General features: G+C 56.9%; 17 protein-coding genes and 1 pseudogene. 15 read left to right on the forward strand and 3 right to left on the reverse strand.

Translation table 11 applies throughout. The features are described from left to right. The first annotated feature begins 533 nt into the window (after nt 1-533). The 8 genes from Q0915_RS17950 (at nt 534) to Q0915_RS17985 (ending at nt 8010) form a co-directional block, all read left to right on the forward strand. A complete protein-coding gene (locus tag Q0915_RS17950; RefSeq protein WP_299476451.1) occupies nt 534-1454 on the forward strand; it encodes an SMP-30/gluconolactonase/LRE family protein in 921 nt (306 codons plus the stop codon). Nucleotides 1455-1476: 22 nt separating this feature from the next. Then, nucleotides 1477-2337 carry a xanthine dehydrogenase family protein subunit M gene (locus Q0915_RS17955; protein WP_196896608.1) on the forward strand — a complete coding sequence of 287 codons (861 nt, stop codon included), beginning with the start codon at nt 1477-1479 and terminating at the stop codon, nt 2335-2337. 14 nt (nt 2338-2351) lie between these two features. Beyond that, nucleotides 2352-2840, forward strand: coding sequence for a (2Fe-2S)-binding protein (locus Q0915_RS17960; RefSeq protein WP_196896607.1), 489 nt, complete (start codon nt 2352-2354; stop codon nt 2838-2840). A gap of 11 nt (nt 2841-2851) precedes the next feature. Then, nucleotides 2852-5335: a xanthine dehydrogenase family protein molybdopterin-binding subunit gene (locus tag Q0915_RS17965; protein WP_299476459.1), complete on the forward strand. Its 2484-nt coding sequence runs from the start codon at nt 2852-2854 to the stop codon at nt 5333-5335. An 8-nt stretch (nt 5336-5343) separates the two neighbouring features. Then, nucleotides 5344-6270, forward strand: coding sequence for a 3-keto-5-aminohexanoate cleavage protein (locus Q0915_RS17970; RefSeq protein WP_299476462.1), 927 nt, complete (start codon nt 5344-5346; stop codon nt 6268-6270). Next, nucleotides 6267-7007, forward strand: coding sequence for a TetR/AcrR family transcriptional regulator (locus Q0915_RS17975; protein ID WP_196896604.1), 741 nt, complete (start codon nt 6267-6269; stop codon nt 7005-7007). Before Q0915_RS17970 ends, Q0915_RS17975 begins: the two co-directional genes overlap by 4 nt. Nucleotides 7008-7011: 4 nt before the next feature. Continuing rightward, nucleotides 7012-7413 carry a hypothetical protein gene (locus Q0915_RS17980; protein ID WP_299476468.1) on the forward strand — a complete coding sequence of 134 codons (402 nt, stop codon included), beginning with the start codon at nt 7012-7014 and terminating at the stop codon, nt 7411-7413. Nucleotides 7414-7617: 204 nt separating this feature from the next. Further along, on the forward strand, nt 7618-8010 hold the full coding sequence (locus Q0915_RS17985) for a VOC family protein (RefSeq protein WP_299476471.1): 393 nt from the start codon (nt 7618-7620) through the stop codon (nt 8008-8010). 392 nt (nt 8011-8402) lie between these two features. Here the strand turns inward: Q0915_RS17985 and Q0915_RS17990 are convergent, their stop codons facing one another. Beyond that, nucleotides 8403-9260, reverse strand: coding sequence for a hypothetical protein (locus Q0915_RS17990; protein WP_299476474.1), 858 nt, complete (start codon nt 9258-9260; stop codon nt 8403-8405). Nucleotides 9261-9651: 391 nt separating this feature from the next. On the opposite strand from Q0915_RS17990, the gene Q0915_RS17995 reads away from it, so the two are divergent. The 4 genes and pseudogenes from Q0915_RS17995 to Q0915_RS18010 all read left to right on the forward strand — a co-directional run bounded on the left by Q0915_RS17995 (nt 9652) and on the right by Q0915_RS18010 (nt 14406). Beyond that, on the forward strand, nt 9652-10125 hold the full coding sequence (locus Q0915_RS17995; RefSeq protein WP_299476477.1) for a GNAT family N-acetyltransferase: 474 nt from the start codon (nt 9652-9654) through the stop codon (nt 10123-10125). 172 nt (nt 10126-10297) lie between these two features. Continuing rightward, nucleotides 10298-11494 carry a hydantoinase/carbamoylase family amidase gene (locus tag Q0915_RS18000; RefSeq protein WP_299476479.1) on the forward strand — a complete coding sequence of 399 codons (1197 nt, stop codon included), beginning with the start codon at nt 10298-10300 and terminating at the stop codon, nt 11492-11494. 768 nt (nt 11495-12262) lie between these two features. After that, nucleotides 12263-13451, forward strand: a pseudogene (gene metK, locus Q0915_RS18005) (methionine adenosyltransferase). Between the two features lie 85 nt (nt 13452-13536). After that, nucleotides 13537-14406, forward strand: a complete 870-nt coding sequence (locus Q0915_RS18010) for a class I SAM-dependent methyltransferase (RefSeq protein ID WP_299476482.1) — start codon at nt 13537-13539, stop codon at nt 14404-14406. 355 nt (nt 14407-14761) lie between these two features. Here the strand turns inward: Q0915_RS18010 and Q0915_RS18015 are convergent, their stop codons facing one another. Beyond that, nucleotides 14762-16240 carry an oligopeptide:H+ symporter gene (locus tag Q0915_RS18015; protein WP_299476485.1) on the reverse strand — a complete coding sequence of 493 codons (1479 nt, stop codon included), beginning with the start codon at nt 16238-16240 and terminating at the stop codon, nt 14762-14764. A 491-nt stretch (nt 16241-16731) separates the two neighbouring features. Here Q0915_RS18015 and Q0915_RS18020 point away from each other — a divergent pair, with 491 nt between their 5' ends. The 3 genes from Q0915_RS18020 (at nt 16732) to Q0915_RS18030 (ending at nt 19917) form a co-directional block, all read left to right on the forward strand. Next, the gene (locus Q0915_RS18020) at nt 16732-17241 is read left to right on the forward strand and encodes a GNAT family N-acetyltransferase (protein ID WP_299476488.1); all 510 of its coding nucleotides are present in this window, start codon (nt 16732-16734) and stop codon (nt 17239-17241) included. A 334-nt stretch (nt 17242-17575) separates the two neighbouring features. Next, a complete protein-coding gene (locus Q0915_RS18025) occupies nt 17576-18373 on the forward strand; it encodes an ABC transporter ATP-binding protein (RefSeq protein ID WP_299476491.1) in 798 nt (265 codons plus the stop codon). After that, nucleotides 18370-19917: a permease gene (locus Q0915_RS18030; RefSeq protein ID WP_299476493.1), complete on the forward strand. Its 1548-nt coding sequence runs from the start codon at nt 18370-18372 to the stop codon at nt 19915-19917. Before Q0915_RS18025 ends, Q0915_RS18030 begins: the two co-directional genes overlap by 4 nt. Nucleotides 19918-20107: 190 nt before the next feature. Here Q0915_RS18030 and Q0915_RS18035 read toward each other — a convergent pair whose 3' ends face one another. Then, nucleotides 20108-21298, reverse strand: coding sequence for an MFS transporter (locus Q0915_RS18035; RefSeq protein WP_299476496.1), 1191 nt, complete (start codon nt 21296-21298; stop codon nt 20108-20110). Between the last annotated feature and the right edge of the window lie 61 nt (nt 21299-21359).

Below are 21359 nucleotides of genomic sequence, written 5' to 3' on the forward strand. Positions count from 1 at the left end.
GGGTTTCGTTGGCACTGACAGGTATGCGGACATCAGCATATGACTGACAAGTCGCTGCTTCCTGTCCTTTTCGGACACTGTCAAATCAAGAGATTCTGACGCCCTGAGACTTTTTTTTAGTTTTCGCGGCGATGCCGAAGATTGGATTTTTTGTTTGTCGCAGCGCTAGCTCTCTTTGATTTGTTGCCAAACTTCGCACACCTGATGACGATTTCAGAGCCGCGACCAATGTAAATAGCATCTCTGTTCGCGATACGCATTTAATTGTTTTCACTTTTTTGTTGATTAATAACCTAGCTTTTATTTATGCTGTCAAATAAATAAGGCAATTTTTGTTTTATTATACTTCTAGACGATTTTGCTTCAGCTTTCCACCGAACGTCGGGCGCAGTCCAAACACGATATCAGCAACCAAACGAGGAGAGCGCTGCGCGCCTTGCGGCAGGCGGTGCGGGATACCCTTAATGCGAAGACACTTGATTTATACGTACGTCTAATATAATAATTGAACTCAACGATGACTGGAGGATCATGTGGCTCGACATTTTACAATTGAATGCGTTCTGGATTGTGAGAACCATCTTGGTGAAGGGCCTATATGGGATCATGGTTCCGGCACGCTTTATTGGGTGGACAGCACAGGGTCCAGGGTCGGAAAGGATGCTATCTGGCGTCTTGACCCCGAGAACGGCGATGTCCGCTCGTGGCCGCTCGAACAAGATGTCGGCGCCATGGCGCTGCGCAAGAATGGCGGCGCGGTCCTGGCGCTTAGCGACGGCTTCTACACCTTCGACTTTGATACCGGGCGCACTGAGTTGATCGCCCAGGTGGATGACGATCCTTCGCGTGCGCGCCTCAATGATGGAAAGTGCGATCGTGCAGGACGCTTCTTCGCTGGTGGCATGGATGATCAAGAGGAACTCGGCATTTGCGGGCTCTGGAAGCTCGACCCCGACATGACGCTGAACAAGGTCGAAAGTGGCATCATCTGCTCGAACGGGCCGTGCTGGAGCCCGGACGACAAGACCTTCTACTTCGCAGACACGTTCAGGAATGAGATCTGGGCCTATGACTATGACTTAAGCACAGGATCGCTCACGAACCGGCGAGTCTTCGCTTCAACGGCCGACGACAGCGGCTTCGCCGACGGCTCTACCGTCGATGAAGAAGGCTGCGTCTGGAATGCGCAGGTAATCTCGGGTGACCTGATCCGCTATGCCCCCAACGGCAGCATCGAGCGCAAGATCACCATGCCGGTGCGCAATATCACATCGGTGATGTTCGGCGGGCCGGACCTGATGGACATCTATGTCACGTCTATGGCGCGAGTCAGCCACCCGGCCGCCCACGACAATTTCGAAAAACAGACCAAGCCTCAATTCGCCGCGGGTGCATTGTTCCGCATCCGGGGCTTGGGTATCCGTGGCGTACCGGAGCCTCGGTTCGCCGGATGAGCGCGTCTGAAAGGGAGGAAGCATGAAACCCGCGAAATTCGACTATAGTCGGCCTGAAGACCTGCCCACGGTGTTGGCACTCCTGGCGGAAAAAGGAGACGCACGTATACTAGCCGGAGGGCAAAGCCTTGTGCCCATGATGAATTATCGCATGGCTCAGCCATCGCACCTCATCGACATCAACCGCGTGCCCGACATCGACTATATCCGCCTGGAAGGAGACATGATCGCCATTGGCGCGCTCGCTCGCCATGCGGATGTCAAAAGCGCGCCACTCGTTGCCGAGCACCTGCCCATTGTCGCCGACGCTTACGACTGGGTCGCGCATTCGGCCGTGCGCAACCGCGGCACCCTTTGCGGCAACCTGTGTCATGCCGATCCGGCATCGGAGATGCCCGCGCTAATGCAACTACTCGACGCGGTGATGATCGTCGCAAGCCAAAGCGGCCACCGCGAGGTGCCCGCAACTGCCTTCTTTACCGGCATCTATGAAACTGCGTTGCAACCTGGCGAGATGCTGTCAGAGGTGCGCATTCCCGTGCCAGCGACAGGCACTGGCTGGGGCTTTGAGGAAGTCTCCATGCGCAAGGGTGACTTTGCCTGGACCGCCTGCGCGGCGACGTTGCGACTAGAGGCAGGGCGGATAGCCGGCGCACATGTCGCTGCCGCCGGGATCGGCGAGCGCTCACTACGCTTGACACAGGCGGAAGCTGCCTTGAACGGGCAAGCGCCCTCGGGCGATCTGTTCGCGGCGGTCGCCGCAGACGCCGCGTCCGCAATAAACCCCGCCGACACCATTGGTGCCAGCGCCGATTATCGCCGCGACTTGGTGCGCGCACTGATACCGCGCGTTCTTGGCGCAGCGGTTACACGCGCCAGATAAAAGGGGAGGAAAACATGGATAAAATCGCGATTTCGCTGACTGTGAATGGGCGCGTGAGGCAGGCCTTGGTCCCGTCACGGATGCTGCTGTCGGACTTCATCCGACATGAGTTGGCATTGCCGGGAACCCATGTGGGTTGCGAGCACGGGGTCTGCGGCGCTTGCAATCTGCTGGTCGACGGCAAGGCTGTCCGCTCCTGCCTAATGTTCGCGGTGCAGTTGGATGGCTCGGCTATTACCACGGTCGAGGGCTTTGGTCAGGACGATCTCCACCCGATCCAGCACGCCTTTTGGGAAGAGCACGGCCTGCAATGCGGCTTCTGTACACCGGGCATGCTGGCCGCGGCGAAGGAGCTGCTCGACCACAACCCCGACCCGACGGACGAAGAAATCCGCGAAGCCATCGCCGGTAATCTTTGCCGCTGCACCGGCTACCAATACATCATCAACGCCATCCGTTCCGCCGCCGCCAAGCTGCGCACGACCGAAACAGAAGCGGCATGAGGGAGAGACCCGTGGCATCCCATCTCGATAACAACGTCATTCCGCCCAGCCGCCAGCGTGAGCTGCCCCGCCAGGGCCTGACCTGGATCGGCCAGAGCATGAAGCGCGTGGAAGACCCCCGCATTCTTTCCGGTAAGGGCGGCTATATTGACGACATCGTCGTACCCGGAATGGCTCATGCGGCCATGGTCAGCAGCCCACATGCCCATGCGCGTATCGTCAGCATTGATACGTCCAAGGCCAAGGCATTGCCGGGCGTAATCGGGGTCTATACCGGCGAGGACCTCGCCACCGTCGTCGACCCATGCCCAAGCTTTGCTTCCCCACCGGTACCGCAGCACGCCATGGTGATAAACAAGGTCCGCCATGTAGGTGAAGTGGTTGCTGCCGTCGTCGCCGAGGACCGGTACATTGCCGAGGATGCGGCGGAGCTTGTCGAAGTAAACTACGACGTGCTGCCGGCCAATGTCGACATCGAAGCTTCGCTGGAGGCAACCGGCGACGCGGTCATCCATCCGGACGATCGAGAGAGTAACTGCGCACTCGATGAAAGCTTCAAATTCGGTCCCGTCGACGAGGATTTCGCCTGTGCCGACCGCATCATCAAGCGTCGCCTGCGCTGGAACCGCTCCTCAGCGCAGGCCATAGAGACGTGCGGCGTGGTTGCGAATTATGATGCTTTCAAGGGCGGTTACTCGATCCATGCCAACACGAACTTCTACAACTTCATCCCATTCGTGATCGGCGGGTCGCTGCGGGTCAGTCCGGGCGAGCTGAGGATTATCCCCGTACTCGCCGGCGGCAGCTTCGGCTCCAAGGTATTTATCCACAAAATCATCATTTTGACGGCGGGCCTCGCCCGGCTCGCAGGCGTTCCGGTGAAATACATCGAGGATCGCCTGGAGCATTTCACCAATTGCGACAGCCACGGCTCGGATCGGCTATACGACGCCGAACTTGCAGTGATGAATGATGGCACTTTCAAATCCATGCGCTTCACGGTGCTGGATGATTACGGCGCCTATCTCCAGTTCGGCGTCGGCACCCACGGTAACGCCATGGCACAAGTAACCGGCCCTTATCAGATACCAAGTTTCGGGATGCGGGTCATCGCAGTGCTTACCAACAAGTGCCAGCAAGGCCCTTATCGCGGCTTCGGCTCCGAGGTTACCAACTGGGTGATGGAGCGCCTGGTCGACGCTGCCGCCGCAGAGCTTCAGCGCGATGGAGTGGAGTTGCGCGAACAAAATATGATACAGCCCGATCAGTTCCCATACATGATCTCGACCGGCAACATCTATGACAGCGGCAACTTCCAGGCCGTACTGAGCGAGGCTAAGCAACTGTTCGACTACGATGCCTGGCGCACGAAGGCCGCTGAAATGCGGGCGCAAGGCCGTTGCGTGGGAATTGGACTTGCCACCTGTATGGAGCGCAGTGTCTATGGGCCGACAGAGTGGTGGTCGCTCAACAACAAGGAAACGCCTGGCTTCACACTGACCTCAACGCCGGAGGGCATCAGCGCGCGGATCGACCCATCAGGCAAGCTGTTTGTCACGCTGAACTCGCCGATGGTCGGCAACTCCCCCGAGACCGTGGTAACGCAGGTTCTGGCCGAACGGTTGACCATCGCACCGGAAGACGTGGTGATCAATTACGCCGACAGCCAGTCGGGCTTTAACGGCGTAGGCCCACAGGGTAGCCGCTTCACCGCCATGATCGCCGGGGCCTGCGTCAGCGCCTCGATCAAGCTGGAGGAGCGTCTGCTGCGCTTTGGCGCGAGTATGCTGCAACGCAGGCCAGAGGATCTGGAATTGCGCAACGGCGCAGTCGGCGTCAAGGGTGTGGCGGATCAGGAGAAGTCCTTTGCTGAGATAGCGTTGACGTCTAGCTTCTTCCGCTTGAGTTTCCCTGATGAGGAGGCGTTCGACAGTGGCCTCGAAACCACCGCCGTCTATGATCACCCGGTCTCCGCTGATCCCGATCCCGACCGGAAACACCTGGGCATCTTCTACCCAATCGTAGGCCATATCTGTCATGTCGTTGCCGTCGAGGTCGATCCGGGCACAGGAAAAGTTGAGATCCTCGATTATGCCGCGGTCCACGACAACGGCACGATCGTGAACCCCCGTACCCTCGGTGGGCAGGTTTGGGGCGGTACAGCCAACGGGATCGGCTCAACGCTGTTCGAGCAGTTTGTCTATGATGGCGATGGACAGTTCACAAACCCCAACTTTGCCGAGTTCGCCATGCCAACGGCTAACGAGATGCCACGCAACTTCAAGCTGGGTCACATTGAGACACCCTCCCCTTTTACCGAATATGGCATCAAGGGTGGCGGGGAAGGCGGTCGGTTGGGTGCACCTTCTGCATTGACGACGGCCATCGAGGACGCTTTGTCTTCTTTCGGGGTTAAAATCAGCACGCTACCGGTAACACCGCCGATCTTGCGTGGTTTGATCCGTGAGCGCGAACAGGCCGTCGCGGCGGAGTAGGAGCAGATATGGCTGACCGCCAACCTGTCATCATCACCTGCGCACTGACGGGCGCAATTCATACCCCTTCGATGTCGCCGTATCTGCCGGTGACATCGGACGCGATCGTGGCACAGGCTGTTGAGGCAGCCGCCGCAGGGGCCGCGATCCTGCATCTCCACGCCAGGGATGGTTCGACCGGACGACCCGATCAGGGCGTGGAGGCTTTCCGGCGCATTGTTGAACCTATCGCAGCGCAAACCGACGCGGTCCTGAACCTCACCACGGGTGGTAGCCCCTACATGACCGTCGAGGAACGGGTGAAGCCGGCACAGATGCTTGCACCCCAGCTTGCATCGCTTAACATGGGTTCGATGAATATCGGGCTTTTCCCCATGCTAAAGCGCCATCCGCAGATGGCAGGGTGGGAGCGGGAGCATCTCGAGAACTCACGGGAGCTGATCTTCCGCAACACGTTCAAGGACATCGCCTACGTGCTTGATGCATGCAGCGCAAACGGCACCCGGTTCGAGTTCGAATGCTACGACACGTCTCACCTCTACACACTCGCGTACTTTGTTGATATCGGGGCGATCGAGCCGCCTTTCTTCGTTCAGACAGTCTTTGGCCTTCTTGGCGGCATTGGCGCGCATCCCGACGACATCGCCCATATGCGCAGAACGGCGTTGCGTCTATTTGGTGACGATCTTGTGTGGTCTGCGCTCGGCGCCGGGGCGCATCAGATGCGGGTCGCTGCGACGGTCGCCGCCTCAGGAGGGCATGTGCGGGTGGGTCTTGAGGATTCTCTGTGGGCAGGGCCCGGCCAACTAGCAATCTCAAACGCTGAGCAAGTAGAGGCCGCAAAGTTCATGCTGGACGGTCTGGGCTTGCGCCCGGCGACGCCAGCCGAGGCGCAGCGCATCCTCAGTCTCACGCCGATTAGGGTTACCGCATGAAGGAGAAGAGCACAGCGTCGTCCGTTTTTCTGCTGGAGGGTACGCCGCCTGCGCCTGCACGCAAACTGCAGGGCAAACCCGGTCGACCAAAAGGTGGACGCCCCGACGAGACCCGCGACCGGATACTGAACGCGGCGGAAAGTCTTTTCGCTGATCGTGGCTATGATGGTGCGTCGATCCGGGATGTCGCCGCAGCTGCAGACGTGCAGATCAACGCGGTGGGCTACCATTTCGGCCCCAAGGAAGACCTCTTCGACACTGTCATCGCACGGCGGGCAGCCGTCATGGAGTCGCTTCGACTCGACGCGCTCGCAGACGCCCGTCGCGCCGCCGGAGAGGCTCCGATCCCCGTGGAAATCCTTGTTCGCGCCTATGTTCGACCCTTCATCGAAAGCGCTGACCACGGCGAACCTGGCTGGAGGAACTATGCTGCATTGATGGGACGCTTGGCTAACTCTCCACTTGGCACCGAAATCATCGCCCGTCACTACGACGATACGGCCCGCACTTACCTCTGCGAGTTTCATCGCACGCTGCCCGGGGTCGAGCTTGAGGACATCGTAGATGGTTTTTCCGCCATGGTGGCCGCAATGCTGGGTATCTGCGCGAATACAGGCCGTCGGGAGAGGCTGGCCAATGCTGACCGCGCTCGCGCAGCCAAAAAAAGCATCGACGTCCTTGTCAGTTTTCACGCGGCAGGGTTCAACGCGCTTTCTCACACCAATTGGAGAACATGAAGCTATGGTTCAAACACTTGAGGTTGGCGCGACCCATACGCTCGACGTTCTTGTCACAGATGCGAACACTGCAGAATATCTAGCCGAGAGCGGTGAAACGCTACCGCCTGTTTTTGCCACGCCGTTTATGATAGCCGCGATGGAGCGCGCCTGTGCCGCTCTTCTCTCTGTTGCTCTGGAAGAGGGCGACGTTTCGGTCGGCGCCAAGATCGACGTATCACACGTGGCGCCATCCCCGGTTGGCGTCGAGATTCTGGCCACAGCGCGGTTCACTGACCGCGAAGGGCCACTTTTTTGGTTTGACGTGAGCGCGGAGGATCCTGGTGGCCTTATTGGAAAGGGCCGTATCGCTCGCGCGATCCTCTCGATGGACAAAGTTAAGGCTCGTGCGGAGGTGCGACGATAGTTGATCTGAGGACGCTACGCTTTCTGAGATCGAGCGGAATGTCGTCCTTTGGCTTGCCAATGAGGCTCGGCACGACAGGCATCACGTCAGACACATTAATTGCTCGCGCCAAAAACGACGCCGAAATGTCAACGACCGAAAAACGCCGGGGTTTGAGAAAGTTGACGCGGTGGGAGCCGCACCAGACGAATAGGGAGATTCTCGATGTTGACCGCGCTTGACCATGTAAATCTACATACCGATAAGCCCGATGCCCTCGCACAATGGTACGAGAATATCCTTGGCCTTGAGCGAGGCCCGCGCCCGAACTTTTCAATTCCAGGCATTTGGCTCTATCTCAACGACCAACCGGTCGTTCACGTGGTCAAGGTAGATCAACCTCCCGAGCGCGCCGCCGTCTCGCTGGAGCACTTCGCGTTTCGCGCCGAGGGCATGGCGGCCTTCGAGGCAACACTCAAACAGCACGACCTGCAGTTCGAACGAGTCGATCTCACCGAGATCGATGTGGACATTGTCCAATATAATTTACGCGACCCAATGGGTACACATATCCATGTCGACTTTAAACCAAGCTTGGAAGCAGAAATGGTTGAATGATTGCGCTGAAGGAGCCTGAACGGGGCAACTCGGCTGCCCAGTGCTGTGTAAGTCTCAGTCGTTCCGGCAGCCCCCCGTGAGGTAGGTACGTCAGCCAAGAAGGCTGCGATGGAAGTAACCGCCACGTGTTGACCAGTGTCGGCTTTCAGAGAGCAAGAATGTGAGTTTGCACCAGCGGCGAAAGTCGACCTGATGCCCTACCTCGGATGCCGCTGGATCCCAATTGAGTGTCCGCTTTAATGCGTCGGTCTTCAAAAACTCAGTGTCCAAATAGGCTGCGCAAAGCTGCCGTTCAGAATACTCGCAGCGAAGGTCGGTTTGAACCGGAGAAGGGACTGCCGGGAAAAGCGCGCCTTCTCGCGGCAGAAAAGTTGACCCCAGCCAACGGAAAATCAGTTCAACCCGTTCAGATAACCTGACGCAGAACCGCTTCCGGACATGGAGAAAAAGACCCTGTTGTCGCGCTCGGCGCTGTTTGCCTTCTGCCGGACCCTGTTCCTCAAGGCCTCTGCTGTAATGGAGACTCCAACTTGAAGATTTGAGTGGTGTTCGCCAAGGCTTGGATCGATCAGGCCATGCTGGTAGCGGTCGACAAGGGCTTCAGGGAGATCAACCAGCCAGAAGTTTTCGTCAGACTGGAAGGACAGAAGGATCGTGTAGGGGTCAATCCCGTGTTCCTTGATCATCGCCTCAATCAGAACCGTGCTGTTGTCAGATGAAAGGCCTAACTCTTCGCGAACGGCCTTTGGTCCTGCAGTGTATCTGTAGGCGGGTGGCGCCCTGCGCGGCAGCCGAAAGAACAGTGGCGGCTTTTCAAGCAGGCTGGGGCAGAGTGCTCCAATTTTTTCGATGAAGACTTTTCCGACACCGAAATCGTCGCCTTGAAAGGCAATCATGTGTTCAACCGATTTGTAGGCAATCTGTTCGTGCCCGGCGAATTCGGCGGAAGTCGCATCACCGATCCAAACATCGTTCTGGTAATCGACATCCAAAAGCGTGAATTCACATCCGGTGATCCCGATGCTGAAATTCCACTGGTGCTCAAAGAGACGATCCGCGTCTCCCGGATTGCACATCAGGATCTTGATCCCAATGACGCCAAACGGCGCTTCGCGTGAGATCATCTTTTGAACGGCGCCGTCCTGAATATCAAAGACCGTGGAGGTGTTCCACAAGTCGATGAGATGAGACTGGAACTCTGCGCCTATCGCATCAATCAGTCTTTCAACGCGGCCCTTACTTGGTGACACATCAGTCTCCGGTCTCTGTTTGGTCACTCAGTCTTTCAGATCAATATATGTCATCCTCGCATTGTCAGTAACTCCCTGCCTTTGAAAAAAACACATCTGGAAAAGCGACCCTGAAGAGGTTTGGAAAAGTCCGGCACATAAGACCTCCATCCAACCCACAATGAACGGCTATTCCGCGCCCGACTTGTGAATTCAATCCGTCTTCGGTGAATGACGGCTTTCGGGAGCAAAGGCAAAACCGGCACACGTCCGATATGCGGGCGCATTGCGGCCGTCGGCACCATTCGCAGCGAATGTCAGTTTCGAGTGCGGAGTTACAAATGCCGGGCGCTGCGCTGATGTTGGTTTTGTTGGTTGGCAGCATGCCCAGTCCGGGTGCACTAATACATCTATGGCAATCACTATTGAACACCAGACAGCCGCAGACTCAGAGGGTCTTTTTCTGGCGCTACAGGATGAGCGGATTTACGAATTTCTCGACGAGGTCCCTCCAGACTCCATCGATGCGGTTCGCGCAGTCATCGAAAGGCGTCTGAAAGGCGCACCACGTTCCAGCGGCGAAACATGGTTGAACTGGACAGTGTTTGAGGATGACGTTGTCGTCGGCTATACGCAGGCGACCTTAAGCAAGGCTGGCACGGCAAGCCTTGCCTACGTTCTGTCGCCAAACGTATGGGGACGCTCGGTTGCATACACTGCTTGCGTTTTGACGATAGCAGAGCTTAAGGCGACTGGATCAATCACCGCGTTAACAGCCGACACGAAAATAAAAAATGTGCGTTCACAAGCGCTTTTGGAAAGGCTTGGCTTCAACCGCAACTATGCAGATGAGCATAACGTATTTTATAAGCGGATATTGGCCTGACAGCGTTGGCCGACCGTTTCGTCCCGCGTTTCGGAAGTTCCTGGTGCCCGGCCTGAGAAATGGGGCGAAATACCGGCGTCGGCCACGCGCAACCGGAAAGTGCTGAAAAGAGAATGTTCCAATTGAGGAATGTCGGGCAAATTCAGGGAGTTTTCAGTTTGGAAAGGTCAAGATGAACGTTCTGCCAGACAGGTTTTTAAGAGATCTTCACACGCTCCGCTCCTTCGGCGCGAGTGACGTGGGCAAGGGAGTGGTGCGTCCGGCATTTTCCGAACCAGACGTGGCTGCCCGAAAGTGGTTGATCAACCAGTTTGAGGCGGCGGGCCTGGCCGCACATGTGGATCCTGCGGGCAACGTCTTCGGCCTGACCGATGCTCCATCCATACTCTTGGGATCTCACACCGATACCCAGCCCGAAGGAGGCTGGCTCGATGGGGCATTGGGTGTCATCGTCGCATTGGAGATCGCGCGTGCTGCGAAAGAGGTGGGCGGTCCGCCAGTGTCAGTCGTGAACTTCCAGGATGAAGAAGGGCGGTTTGGTGCGCTGACTGGATCCAGCATTTATTCAGGCAAGACCACACTTGCAGAGGCCGACGAATTCACGGACATGAACGGGGTCGCTTTCCACGATGCACGGTCTTCAATGGCGGATCTTGCAGGCGCGTTCGTGCCGCATAACCAGTTCTCGGGTTTCATTGAACTCCATATCGAACAGGGCAGCACATTGGACGACGCGGGCGAGGCGATTGGCGTTGTCACAGATATTGTCGGATCCCGGCAGCTGCAGGTCACCCTGACAGGTCAGCAAAACCACGCCGGCACCACGCTGATGCACCAGCGAAGAGATGCGTTTCAGGCGCTGTCGGCATTCAACGCCGCGCTAAACGACCGCCTTCGAAACATCGTGACACCGCGCACAGTCTGGACGATTGGCCGGATACAAGTTAAGCCCAATGCACCCTCCATTGTGCCCGGTGAAGTGGTGTTCGACGTGCAGTGGCGCGATGTTGATGACGATCGGCTTGCCCGGATGGAAACTCTTATTCGCGATCTTGTTGCCGAAATTGCCGTTGACCATGGAATGCAGGTCGAAATTGTGCCGATCAAGGCACTGCAGCCGGTTCCAATGGACGCCACCTTGCGCGCGGCTTTGAGAGCCGCAGCCGAGGCGCAGGCCCCGGGTAAATGGCGCGAGATGCCGTCGGGCGCCTTACACGATGCTTCAAACGTGGCGCAGGTGATGCCGTCAGCGATGTTGTTTGTTCCGTCGATTGACGGGATCAGCCACGATTTTGCCGAGGACACGCACGAGGCCGACTTGATAACCGGCCTGCGTGTGCTGGCGGATGCCGTCAGCCGACTAAACTGAAACAATTGTCAAACCAGAACTCTGTTGCTCAAACGCTTGTGCTCTCCGATAAACTTGCCGCCGGACAATAGACTTCCCGAAGCTGGCCTGGCTCTTCGAGGTCAACTTGTTGCCGCAGAACCAACAGGAAGAGCTTCTCCAGTCGGCGGACCAGCCAAGCAAATCGGCCATTCGATCTGACTGCAACGAATGGCCGCTTCCCACTCAACTCGTTTATTTGGTGCGTCTTGAACGAACGTCTGCTTTCAGGCTCAAGCTTCAACCGGCGAACGTCCGAATTGGAAGCGCAAAGCAGCAGTTTCAGTGAAAGAAGCTAGATCATGCTAGGCGCGACAGCAGCTCGCGATTCCGTTAGAAATATTTCGTAAAAAAATTTAGTCATTATTTTCAATAGCTTATATCTGAAAATCGAGTCAGATGCGGGATGACGAGACCTGCGCCTGTTGCAATGCACCCGCAGCTTGTTAGGGTCCGCTCGAAATTTAGCGCTCAGATTTGCGCTATTCAGAGAACTGGCAACAGACCCCGGGTCTGTCGCACCTGCAGGTCGGAGCACCCCGCTCCATCGCGGTGCGCATCGTGCCTCACAGTCCGACTGTGGTCCGCAACTCCCCAGGGCCGCTCCATCATCACGTGCATTTGCCATGCATATTTTGTCGGACGCAATGCAGAAAAGAACCACTTGAACCCACCAGCCGCGCAGGTGGTGGGATCGCGCGCGTGCGCCCTGGACAACGTCGATCTGTGGAATTCAACGAAGGAAGACCAATGAACGCTAAAACTTGGCTTTTCACCAGCGAATCTGTGTCTGAGGGCCACCCAGACAAAGTGTGCGACCGCATCTCCGATTCTATTCTTGATGCCTTTCTAGCGGTGGAGCCGCACGCACGCGTCGCTTGCGAAACACTCACCACCACAAATCACGTCACCGTTGCCGGAGAAGTGCGTGGTCCACAAAGCGTTCTAGCCGACGTCGAAAATTTGGTTCGCACTGCCGTCAAGGACATTGGTTACGAACAAGATGGCTTCCATTGGCAGACAATGGAAGTGGTCAATCGGTTGCACCAACAATCCTCAGACATCGCGATGGGAGTCGACGAAGGCAGCAAAGGCGAAGAAGGTGCAGGCGACCAGGGCATCATGTTCGGATATGCCTGCAATGAGACTGAAGAACTCATGCCGGCGCCGATCATGCTGTCGCACAATATTCTGCGCAAGATGGCCGAGGCACGCAAATCCGGCAGGGAACCAAGGCTTGGACCGGATTCAAAAAGCCAAATAACGCTCAAATATGAAAATGGCCACCCCATCGGAATCGACGCTGTCGTCGTTTCCACGCAGCATCATCTAGATGTCACCCAGGATGAAGTCCGCGACGCGGTATTGCCTTTCATCCTGCATGAACTCCCGGTCGGCTGGTCCGTTCCTCAGGAGCGCATTTTCATCAATCCGACAGGGCGTTTCGTCATCGGCGGACCCGACGGTGATGCGGGTCTCACCGGTCGCAAGATCATTGTCGATACCTATGGTGGCGCCGCCCCTCACGGTGGCGGAGCGTTCTCCGGAAAAGACCCGACCAAAGTGGATCGGTCGGCAGCGTATGCCGCACGGTATCTGGCGAAAAAATTTCGTTGCGGCCAACTTGGCGGATCGCTGCCTTATCCAACTGGCCTATGCGATCGGGATTCCTGATCCGGTTGCGGTTTATGTCGATACGCAGGGCACAGGCAAAGTTGACGAGACAGAACTTGCAACGGTGCTGAGGGAGATGGTGCGCCTGACACCACGCGGTATCCGCGACCGTCTCGGCCTTTCGAGGCCGATTTATGCTCGCACCTCTGCATATGGCCACTTCGGCCGCACTCCGGAAGAAGACGGCGGTTTCGGCTGGGAGCGGACTGACCTTGCCCAGGACCTGGCACTCCATTTCGGCGCGCGCGCTGATGCAGCCGAGTAACTATCCAGTCCAGTTTTCAAAAGATCCTCGTGCGGTGATTTCGACGCCGCACAGCGCCGCTATGGACAATTCACGGAGTTAGCAGATGACGAAGAATCCCGATTTTGACGAGATCAATGAAGCCAAGGCGTGCATGGATAATATTTATGACCAGGCAGATCCGGGGCCCTATTTTCGTGAGTTGCAAAAGCTAGGCTATGTTATCCCGAACGAAGCTAAACCAGTCTTTCAGAAACTGATCAGTCAAATGAAACTACAGCGGGACGGCTCCTTGAACGTGCTGGACCTCGGTTGCTCTTACGGCATCAATTCGGCAATTCTCAAACACGATTTGTCGATGTCCAAATTGTATCGGCACTGGGGACAGAAGCGTGCCGAAAGCGAGACCCTGAAGGAAAACGTTGAGTATCATAAGCAATATTTTGCTGCCCTTGATCGACCGGAAGACATAAAAGTGATTGGGCTAGATGTGGCAAAAAACGCTGTTTCATACGCTGAGGATATAGGCCTGTTGGATAGTGGCCTTACTTGTAACCTGGAAACTCAGCCGGTCCCGGCCTCGGCAAAAGGTGATTTGGAGGCGGTTGATCTGGTCACCTCGACAGGATGCGTTGGTTACATCACCGAAAAGAGCTTCGATCACTTGTTACCAACGATCACGCACGGACGCCCGCCCTGGATCGCCAACTTTGTGCTGAGAATGTTCCCTTATGACGCGATCGAGGAGACTCTTTCACACTGGGGTTACGTTACCGAGAAATATGAAGGTCAGACCTACATTCAGCGCGAATTCGCCTCTTCAAAGGAACAAGACCAGGTATTGGAGCGGTTGATTGGAGAAGGAATAGACCCGAAGGGCAAAGAGACTGAAGGTGAGCTCCTCGCTGAATTCTATCTATCTCGTCCGAAAGCAGACGCGGCCGACGTACCAATTGAGCGCCTTTTTGCTGCTTAAATTCGTTGCTTTGTATCGGCTAGGCGGGATCTGTAATGTCAAGGCACGCGGAGCAACCAGGTTGCGGTTCCGTCAGTCGAGAGGCGCGGAGTGTCAGGTATTGCGATGTCATTCAGCGCCCGCGAATGTCCGAAAAGGGCGCGCAAACCGGCAGGTGCTCGCGCTCGCCGATTACGCGGTCCTTGGTAAGCAGAAAAAGTTCCATGACGGCTCTGCCAACGGCAAGCCATTGTGCGCCAAGGTGCCCGTTTCGGCATTTGGATGAAGCGCGACGGAAGGTGGCTGCAGCGCTACTAACAGGAGATCGACACCATTCTGCATAACTCGTAAGACTTATGCAGGAGCCAGACATGGTTCACGCGTCCCGTTCGTCGTCCGCTGCATTGCGCCATTGGGCAATCACCGGCAGCAGTGCAATCAGCAATAGACCAACGCCCAGGGCGAGCAGACCATAGTCGAGAAACGCAGCCTGGCTTGTCGCCACTTTGCCGGCCAGGCCCGTACCCTCGGGAACCGCTGCGAGCTTCGCAAGAAGGCCACTGCCATAGTTTCCAAGCGCGTGAACCATGAACCACATGCCCATTGCAAAGCCCATCAACTCACGGGTTGCGAGGCGACTTACCATGGAAAGCCCGATCGGCTCGACGAGAAGCTCCGCGACACTGAACAGCAAAAAGAAAACGATCAGCCACAGGGGTGATACCAACCCACCAGCACCCGGAGGTGCCAACGCAAGCGAGCAATAGGCCGCACCGAGCAGCAGAAGCCCGACGGCGAACCTGATGCTTTCGGACGGTGTTATGTCACGCCCCGCGAGCCGGAACCACAAGATCGACATCAGTGGCGCGCCGATGATGATGACGAGCGAATTGAGCGACAGAAAAGCACTCGAAGGGATTTCGAAGCCTATGACAGTCCGATCGACCCCCTGAGCTATGAAGAGCAGGATTGTATCGGCATCCTGGTTGTAGACCGCCCAGAAAATGACACCGAAGGTAAAGAGCATCAGCATGACAAGCGCACGCTGCCGGCTTTTTGCATCCAGGCGCAGAACCGTGAAAAGGAAATAACCGAAAACCGCGGCGCAGACGACAGCGATGATCTCGCCGGTGGCAAAGGCATGAAACAGGAGCAAGTTGCTGAGCACGACCAGAGCGATTGTACCGACCGCAAGCCATAAAAAGTTAGGGAGTCCGGCAAAGTCTGCCCGCATCAGCGGCCGATCAGCGGGTGCGGCGCCGACACTGCGAAACACGCGACCGCGCGCCAGCAGCGCAGCAAAGGCGAGTAATTTACCAAGTCCGGCGACGAGGAAGGCCGTGTGGTAGCCGAATTCGCGTGACAACAACCCCGCGCCAAGTGCCGCGGCGCCGGCACCAATATTGATGCCCATGTACAAAAGCGTATAGCCGCTGTCGCGCCGCGGATCGTCCTTTTCGTAAAGCAAGCCCAAAAGGCTGGAAACGCTGGGCTTGTAATACCCATTGCCGACGAGCAGCGCGGCCAGGCCGACAAAGGCGGCCGCCTTCACGCCGGTGGCGAGAAGCAGGCTGCCGCTGGCCATGATGGCAAGACCGATGAGTGTTGCCGCGCGGAAGCCGAGCAACCGGTCTGCGATGATGCCGCCGGCAAAAGTCGTCGAATAGATGAGCGCCGTATAGGTGCCATAAAGCAGCGACGCCTCGACCTCGGAAAAGCCAATCCTGCTAACGGCATAGGGAATAAGGAGAAATACGGCCGTATAAAAGCCGTAGCGCTCACACAGTTCAACGAGGAAGAGAAGGTAAAAGCCTTTGGGCTGCGGCGTCATGGCGGGACTCGGCGGCGTGCGCATTTCGGCTCCGTGAGCCGGGACGATAGTATCGACCGTTGAACAGATCCTTTATAGGAGTGCAGCGCGATTCGGCAAAGCGCCTTCTTCCGAACCGACAACCGGACCCTGAAAGCGTCATGCAGCGTGCCCACTTCCCTACAGAACAGAAAAACCTTGTCGCCGCATATCAACCTCCTTCCAAGAAGTTGCCGGTTAAAAGGGAACGACCAGAAAAGCGGTCAATCAGACCACCTAACCTTATGGCGGCTTAATCCGCCCGCGTAACTGCCGCTCACCGCGAACGCAGCGAAGGTCTTCTTCCCGCCCATCCTGTGAATTTGCTGCGTCTCAAATGAATGTCCGCTTTCGGGCGCAGGCTTCAACGCGGCGAACGACCAATAAGGCGGCCCATTTCAGTCGCTCTGTCCCGACGTAGCGAAAGACGCTCTCGAGCCCAATCACCTCTCAATTATTGGCATTGACGCCCACCCGAAAGCTGACACCTATAGGTCATGACTTTGCGCAAGCCAAAAAAATCAGATGCTTCTAGCATTGCAGCAATCTCGATTGAGGTATGGATAGGCACTTACCTTAAGCGTGGTGTAAACGCCTTTTTTGCAGACTATGCTTTGGAAGAGTTTACACCCTCGAAGATCGAGAGCCTCATATCTGACCCTAATCAATTCATCCTCGTTTCTGAGAATGAGGAAGGAATTGACGCGTTCATACGCGTATCCTCAGCAAGCAAAGCGCCGGTATCAGGCTGTTCGGAAACGGAGATTGCAACTTTTTATGTTCAGCCACGCCATCATGGCAAGGGCATCGGTAAACGTCTGCTAAATGCGGCGCTCCAACACTGTCGTGAAAAAAATGTCGATTCTGTTTGGCTAACAACCAATGCCGAAAATGATCCCGCAATCGCTTTCTATCTCGCACAGGGTTTTGAGCATGTCGGGGAAACCCACTTCCGAATCGACGACGAGGGATATCTGAACAATGTTTACTCGTATCGCTTGTCATGATCTTGCCTTGTCATTGGCGATGACAGCAAAGTCCACATTTTCGCGATAGGGTCTGAAAGCAACGAAGGTCGGCTGCCAGGATAAACCTGCGAAACAACGAACGACCGAAACGGAGGCGCGAAGGAGCCATTCATGCTGAGCTCATCATCCTTCGCTCCGGGCTCAAAGGCGACAATCCCTATGTATGAACCGAACGACTGAAAAGCGTCCTCAAACCGGTCTTTCGAAATTCTTGTTCGCTCAGGGTGCCTGGTGCGTGGCACATAACCGGGCTTTACTCTCGCGAAAGGTCCCCCCGGTAAGCTGGCAGAAACCTCTTTTGGACGAGAGAGAAATGCCGCCTTACAGTACCCCTGCCCTTCAGATCCTCAATCTTCACAAGTGCTTCACCGAACCGGCCGTCAACGAACTCTCGCTGACAGTGCGTGGCGGCGAGTTCTATGCCTTGCTGGGTCCGAACGGTGCGGGCAAGACCACCACTCTGCGGATGGTCGCGGGGCTGCTCGAGGCTGATGCGGGCTCCGTCAAGATCTGCGGTATCGACGCTTTTTCCAACTCGATTGCCGCCAAACAGGTCCTGGCCTGGGTGCCTGACGAACCCATGGTCTACGACAAGCTGACGCCGCTGGAATATCTTGAATTCGTGGCGGGCCTCTGGAGCATGGATCCCGATCTTGCGCGTTTCAAGGCAGACACCCTGCTTGAGTCTTTCGGACTTGCGCCTCATTCCAATGAACGCTGTGGCGGGTTCTCCAAGGGCATGCGTCAGAAAGTGGCGCTTGCCGGTGCCCTGATCCATGAACCGCGTCTGATCATCCTCGACGAGCCGCTCACCGGACTTGATGCAGGGTCTGCGCGTCAGGTGAAGAAGGTGCTCTCCGGCCTTGTTGCCCAAGGCGTGTCGATCATCATGACGACACATATCCTTGAAGTCGCGGAGCGCATGGCTGACCGGATCGGGATCATCGCGCGCGGACAGCTCGTTGCCGAAGGAACGCTGGCGGAATTGCGCGAGCGCGCGAACGCTGACGGCAATTCCCTGGAGGACATATTCCTCGAGATTGTGGGCGGCGTCTCCGCCGGTGACACACACACGGGCATCGCAAATCGCCTCGACGAGAACGCCGCATGAGCGTGATCGCAGTCCCTTCCGCCCTGGTGCGGTTTTCACGGCACGAATTGCGGCTCGCCTGGCGGGACTGGGCCTGGATGTTTTCAGGCTGGCGCAACACCAGCTTGCGGCGGGCTCTCACCGGCATGGGCATATTCTATGCGATCATGCATCTGATCGCCTACGCCGTGCTGTCCCCTCAATTTGTAGCCGGGTTTGTGCTGGATCAGACCGCACTTGCAATGCTTTCGGTCACTGTGCTGCTCAGCTTTACCATGATGCTGTCACAGGCGATGGAGTCGGTGACGCGCGCGTTCTATGCCCGTGATGATCTCGACCTGATCCTGTCTTCGCCCGCGCCCTCGCGGGACCTGTTTCTTGTGCGGATCGTCATGATGGCTTTGACAAGCTGGGTGATGTCGGCGCTTGTCATTTCTCCGTTCCTCAACGTTGCAGTGGTGCTCGGAGGGGAACGTTGGCTTGCCGGATACTTGGTTCTCCTGACGGTATCGCTGTCTGCAACTGGAGCAGGTGTTTTGATCACGCTCGCGCTGTTCCGAACGATGGGCGCGCAGCGCACGCGCCTTGCTGCGCAAATTCTGGCTGCCGTCGTTGGCGCGGCCTTCCTGATCGGCATGCAGGTTGTTGCGATCCTTTCCTTTGGATCGATTTCCCGCTTCGCGCTCTTCGACCCGGCTTTTCTGGCAAACCATGCGCCGGCTGCAGGCTCTGCGTGGTGGTTCCCCGCTCGAGCGGTGGCCGGACAGACCAATGCGGTGTTTCTGTTTTTTGCCGCGTCCCTCGTGTTTTTTGCGGCGGGAGCCTGGCTTGGCGCGGTTCAGTTTCGCCGCATCGTCGTGTCGGCACTCGGTGTCACGGAAAAGACCCCGCGCGGACGTTCATCCGAACGGGCCTTTCGCAGCCACGCACCGCTCGGCGCCCTCGTCTACAAGGAACTCAAGCTGATCGCCCGCGATCCCTGGCTCGTTTCCCAGACGTTGATGCAGGTGCTTTATCTGATCCCGCCCGCTGTCATGCTCTGGGTCAGTTTTGGCGAGAACACGGAGATCTCGGTGATCATCGCCCCCGTTATCGTTATGGCGGTCGGACAGCTGGCCGGCGGTCTTGCGTGGCTGACCATTTCCGGCGAGGACGCGCCCGATCTCATCGCAACGGCACCCATCTCTGCGTTCACACGTCTTTGGGCAAAGGTTTTGTCGGTCCTGACGCTTGTCGCGGCAATCGTGCTGCCTCTTACGCTGTGTCTGGCGCTGTTATCTTTATGGGGTGCAGCGGTTACCTTCACCGGTGCAATGATCGCGGCCGCCAGTGCCATTCTGGTTCAGCTCTGGTTTCGTGCGCAGGCCAAACGCACCACTTTCCGCCGAAGGCAGGTCGCTTCGAAAGCCTCGACGCTCGCGGAGGCAGGAGCGTCCATTTCTTGTGCAGCCGGCACAGCACTCGTCGCGGCTGGGAGCGCGCTGGCGCTCCTTCCCGGTGTGCTGCTTTTGATTTTGCTCGGGGTCTCCTGGTGTATTCGCCCGAAACAGAGCGCAATGACCTAGTGTATTTGCGCCTTCCAGACGGGTGCCTCTCGATCCAAAGTTCGCTTTGGGCCGATGGAAACCGCGGTGCTTGAGCTAGCCATGGAATTTCAGCGTCGCACGCACTGGCACGAATTGCGCCCTGCCATTTGAACCCAGGCATCGCGTTGCCTTTGCGAGGAAAACAGACGGCTTCTGCCGTACACTATGCTTACGTGTATGCCGGATGATGGTGCTCTTTCGCGACAAGGAGCAGAACGGCGACGCCAAATACCAAAGACGGAACTAGAGAAAATTCCAGCCAATCCAACTGGTTGGCGAACCAGCCACCCGCCATAGGCAAGACAAAGGCAACGCCATACCCAATCAGCGTCATTCCCGCAGTCAGCCGGGTAACTGCTTGTCCTTTTGCAACGGTTGCCGGCAGCGACACCAACAGGATGAGTTCCACCGAAGCTGCGAAACCGGTGAGGAGGGCTCCTGACCACGCGATCCATCCTGAGAAAAAGGTAAAGACGGCGAGCCCGGTCACAGACAAAACCGCTGATACTGCTATTGGCCCTGGCCTGCCGATCCATCCCGGTATCGCCAAGACCAAAAAGGAGGCCAGCAATGGCATTGCATTGTAGAGCAGGAGCAACCAGGTGAGCGCCCCGGTTTCTCCTCGCGCTTCCAGAATAGCTCCGGCATAGGAATTTATGACATAGAAAAGGGCTACTGACCCTGCAAGGAGTAAACCATACTGCCAGACTGTTCCGTCATTCCAACTTGGGAGTGATGGTTTCGGCAGCCGCTTCCCTGAGATGACTTCAGATGTTGCAAAATTTGCTGACGGGGTTCGCACGAACAAGCTTGCCAGCGCGATGAGGATAATCGGAACAGACCATAGCAAAAGTGCCGTGCGCCAATCGTCTCCTGCCAGTGGCAGCACAACGGGCAAGGTCAATCCCGCGCCGGACATCTCGCCAACCATCATTCCGTTCAGGTACACAGCGTTTCCGAACGCAATGTGGCCGGGCGTCCAAACCCGTGTGGCTGAGGGCAAAGCCGTCTGAAATACGGCAACGCCAAACCCCATCAAAACCGAAACTGAAAACAGCGTCAGGATCGAAGGCGCATGTCCGCGGGCGATTGACGCAAACGCCATCAACAAAACACCGGAGACAATTGATGCCTTCAGACCGAAGCGCCCAATCATGAGCGCAGCCGGTATGGCGCCAAAGGCGATGGCGACCACAGGCAACATGGTCAACGCGCCTATACCCGCAGCTTCCAACCCATAAGACTCGGCAATCCGGGTTGCGAGAGGCGGCGCCGCCAGAACCGGCACGCGAAGCGTCCAGCCGACGAGCCACAAGATGACAAACGCGAAAATGGGAGACGAATGCGGGCGCTGTCCCATATGAAGATCCTTCGGTGTTTTTCGAAGAGAGTGTCCGCCCTGAAAATATAATTTCTAAAAA

The sequence above is a fragment of the uncultured Roseibium sp. genome (genome assembly GCF_947494555.1).
Lineage (GTDB): Bacteria > Pseudomonadota > Alphaproteobacteria > Rhizobiales > Stappiaceae > Roseibium.

Coding starts and splice junctions, on each gene's coding strand:
- Q0915_RS17955 (WP_196896608.1), top strand. CDS start 1,477: ATGAAACCCGCGAAATTCGACTATAGTCGGCCTGAAGACCTGCCCACG.
- Q0915_RS17960 (WP_196896607.1), top strand. CDS start 2,352: ATGGATAAAATCGCGATTTCGCTGACTGTGAATGGGCGCGTGAGGCAG.
- Q0915_RS17970 (WP_299476462.1), top strand. CDS start 5,344: ATGGCTGACCGCCAACCTGTCATCATCACCTGCGCACTGACGGGCGCA.
- Q0915_RS17975 (WP_196896604.1), top strand. CDS start 6,267: ATGAAGGAGAAGAGCACAGCGTCGTCCGTTTTTCTGCTGGAGGGTACG.
- Q0915_RS17980 (WP_299476468.1), top strand. CDS start 7,012: ATGGTTCAAACACTTGAGGTTGGCGCGACCCATACGCTCGACGTTCTT.
- Q0915_RS17985 (WP_299476471.1), top strand. CDS start 7,618: ATGTTGACCGCGCTTGACCATGTAAATCTACATACCGATAAGCCCGAT.
- Q0915_RS17995 (WP_299476477.1), top strand. CDS start 9,652: ATGGCAATCACTATTGAACACCAGACAGCCGCAGACTCAGAGGGTCTT.
- Q0915_RS18000 (WP_299476479.1), top strand. CDS start 10,298: ATGAACGTTCTGCCAGACAGGTTTTTAAGAGATCTTCACACGCTCCGC.
- Q0915_RS18010 (WP_299476482.1), top strand. CDS start 13,537: ATGACGAAGAATCCCGATTTTGACGAGATCAATGAAGCCAAGGCGTGC.
- Q0915_RS18015 (WP_299476485.1), bottom strand. CDS start 16,240: ATGCGCACGCCGCCGAGTCCCGCCATGACGCCGCAGCCCAAAGGCTTT.
- Q0915_RS18020 (WP_299476488.1), top strand. CDS start 16,732: ATGACTTTGCGCAAGCCAAAAAAATCAGATGCTTCTAGCATTGCAGCA.
- Q0915_RS18025 (WP_299476491.1), top strand. CDS start 17,576: ATGCCGCCTTACAGTACCCCTGCCCTTCAGATCCTCAATCTTCACAAG.
- Q0915_RS18030 (WP_299476493.1), top strand. CDS start 18,370: ATGAGCGTGATCGCAGTCCCTTCCGCCCTGGTGCGGTTTTCACGGCAC.
- Q0915_RS18035 (WP_299476496.1), bottom strand. CDS start 21,298: ATGGGACAGCGCCCGCATTCGTCTCCCATTTTCGCGTTTGTCATCTTG.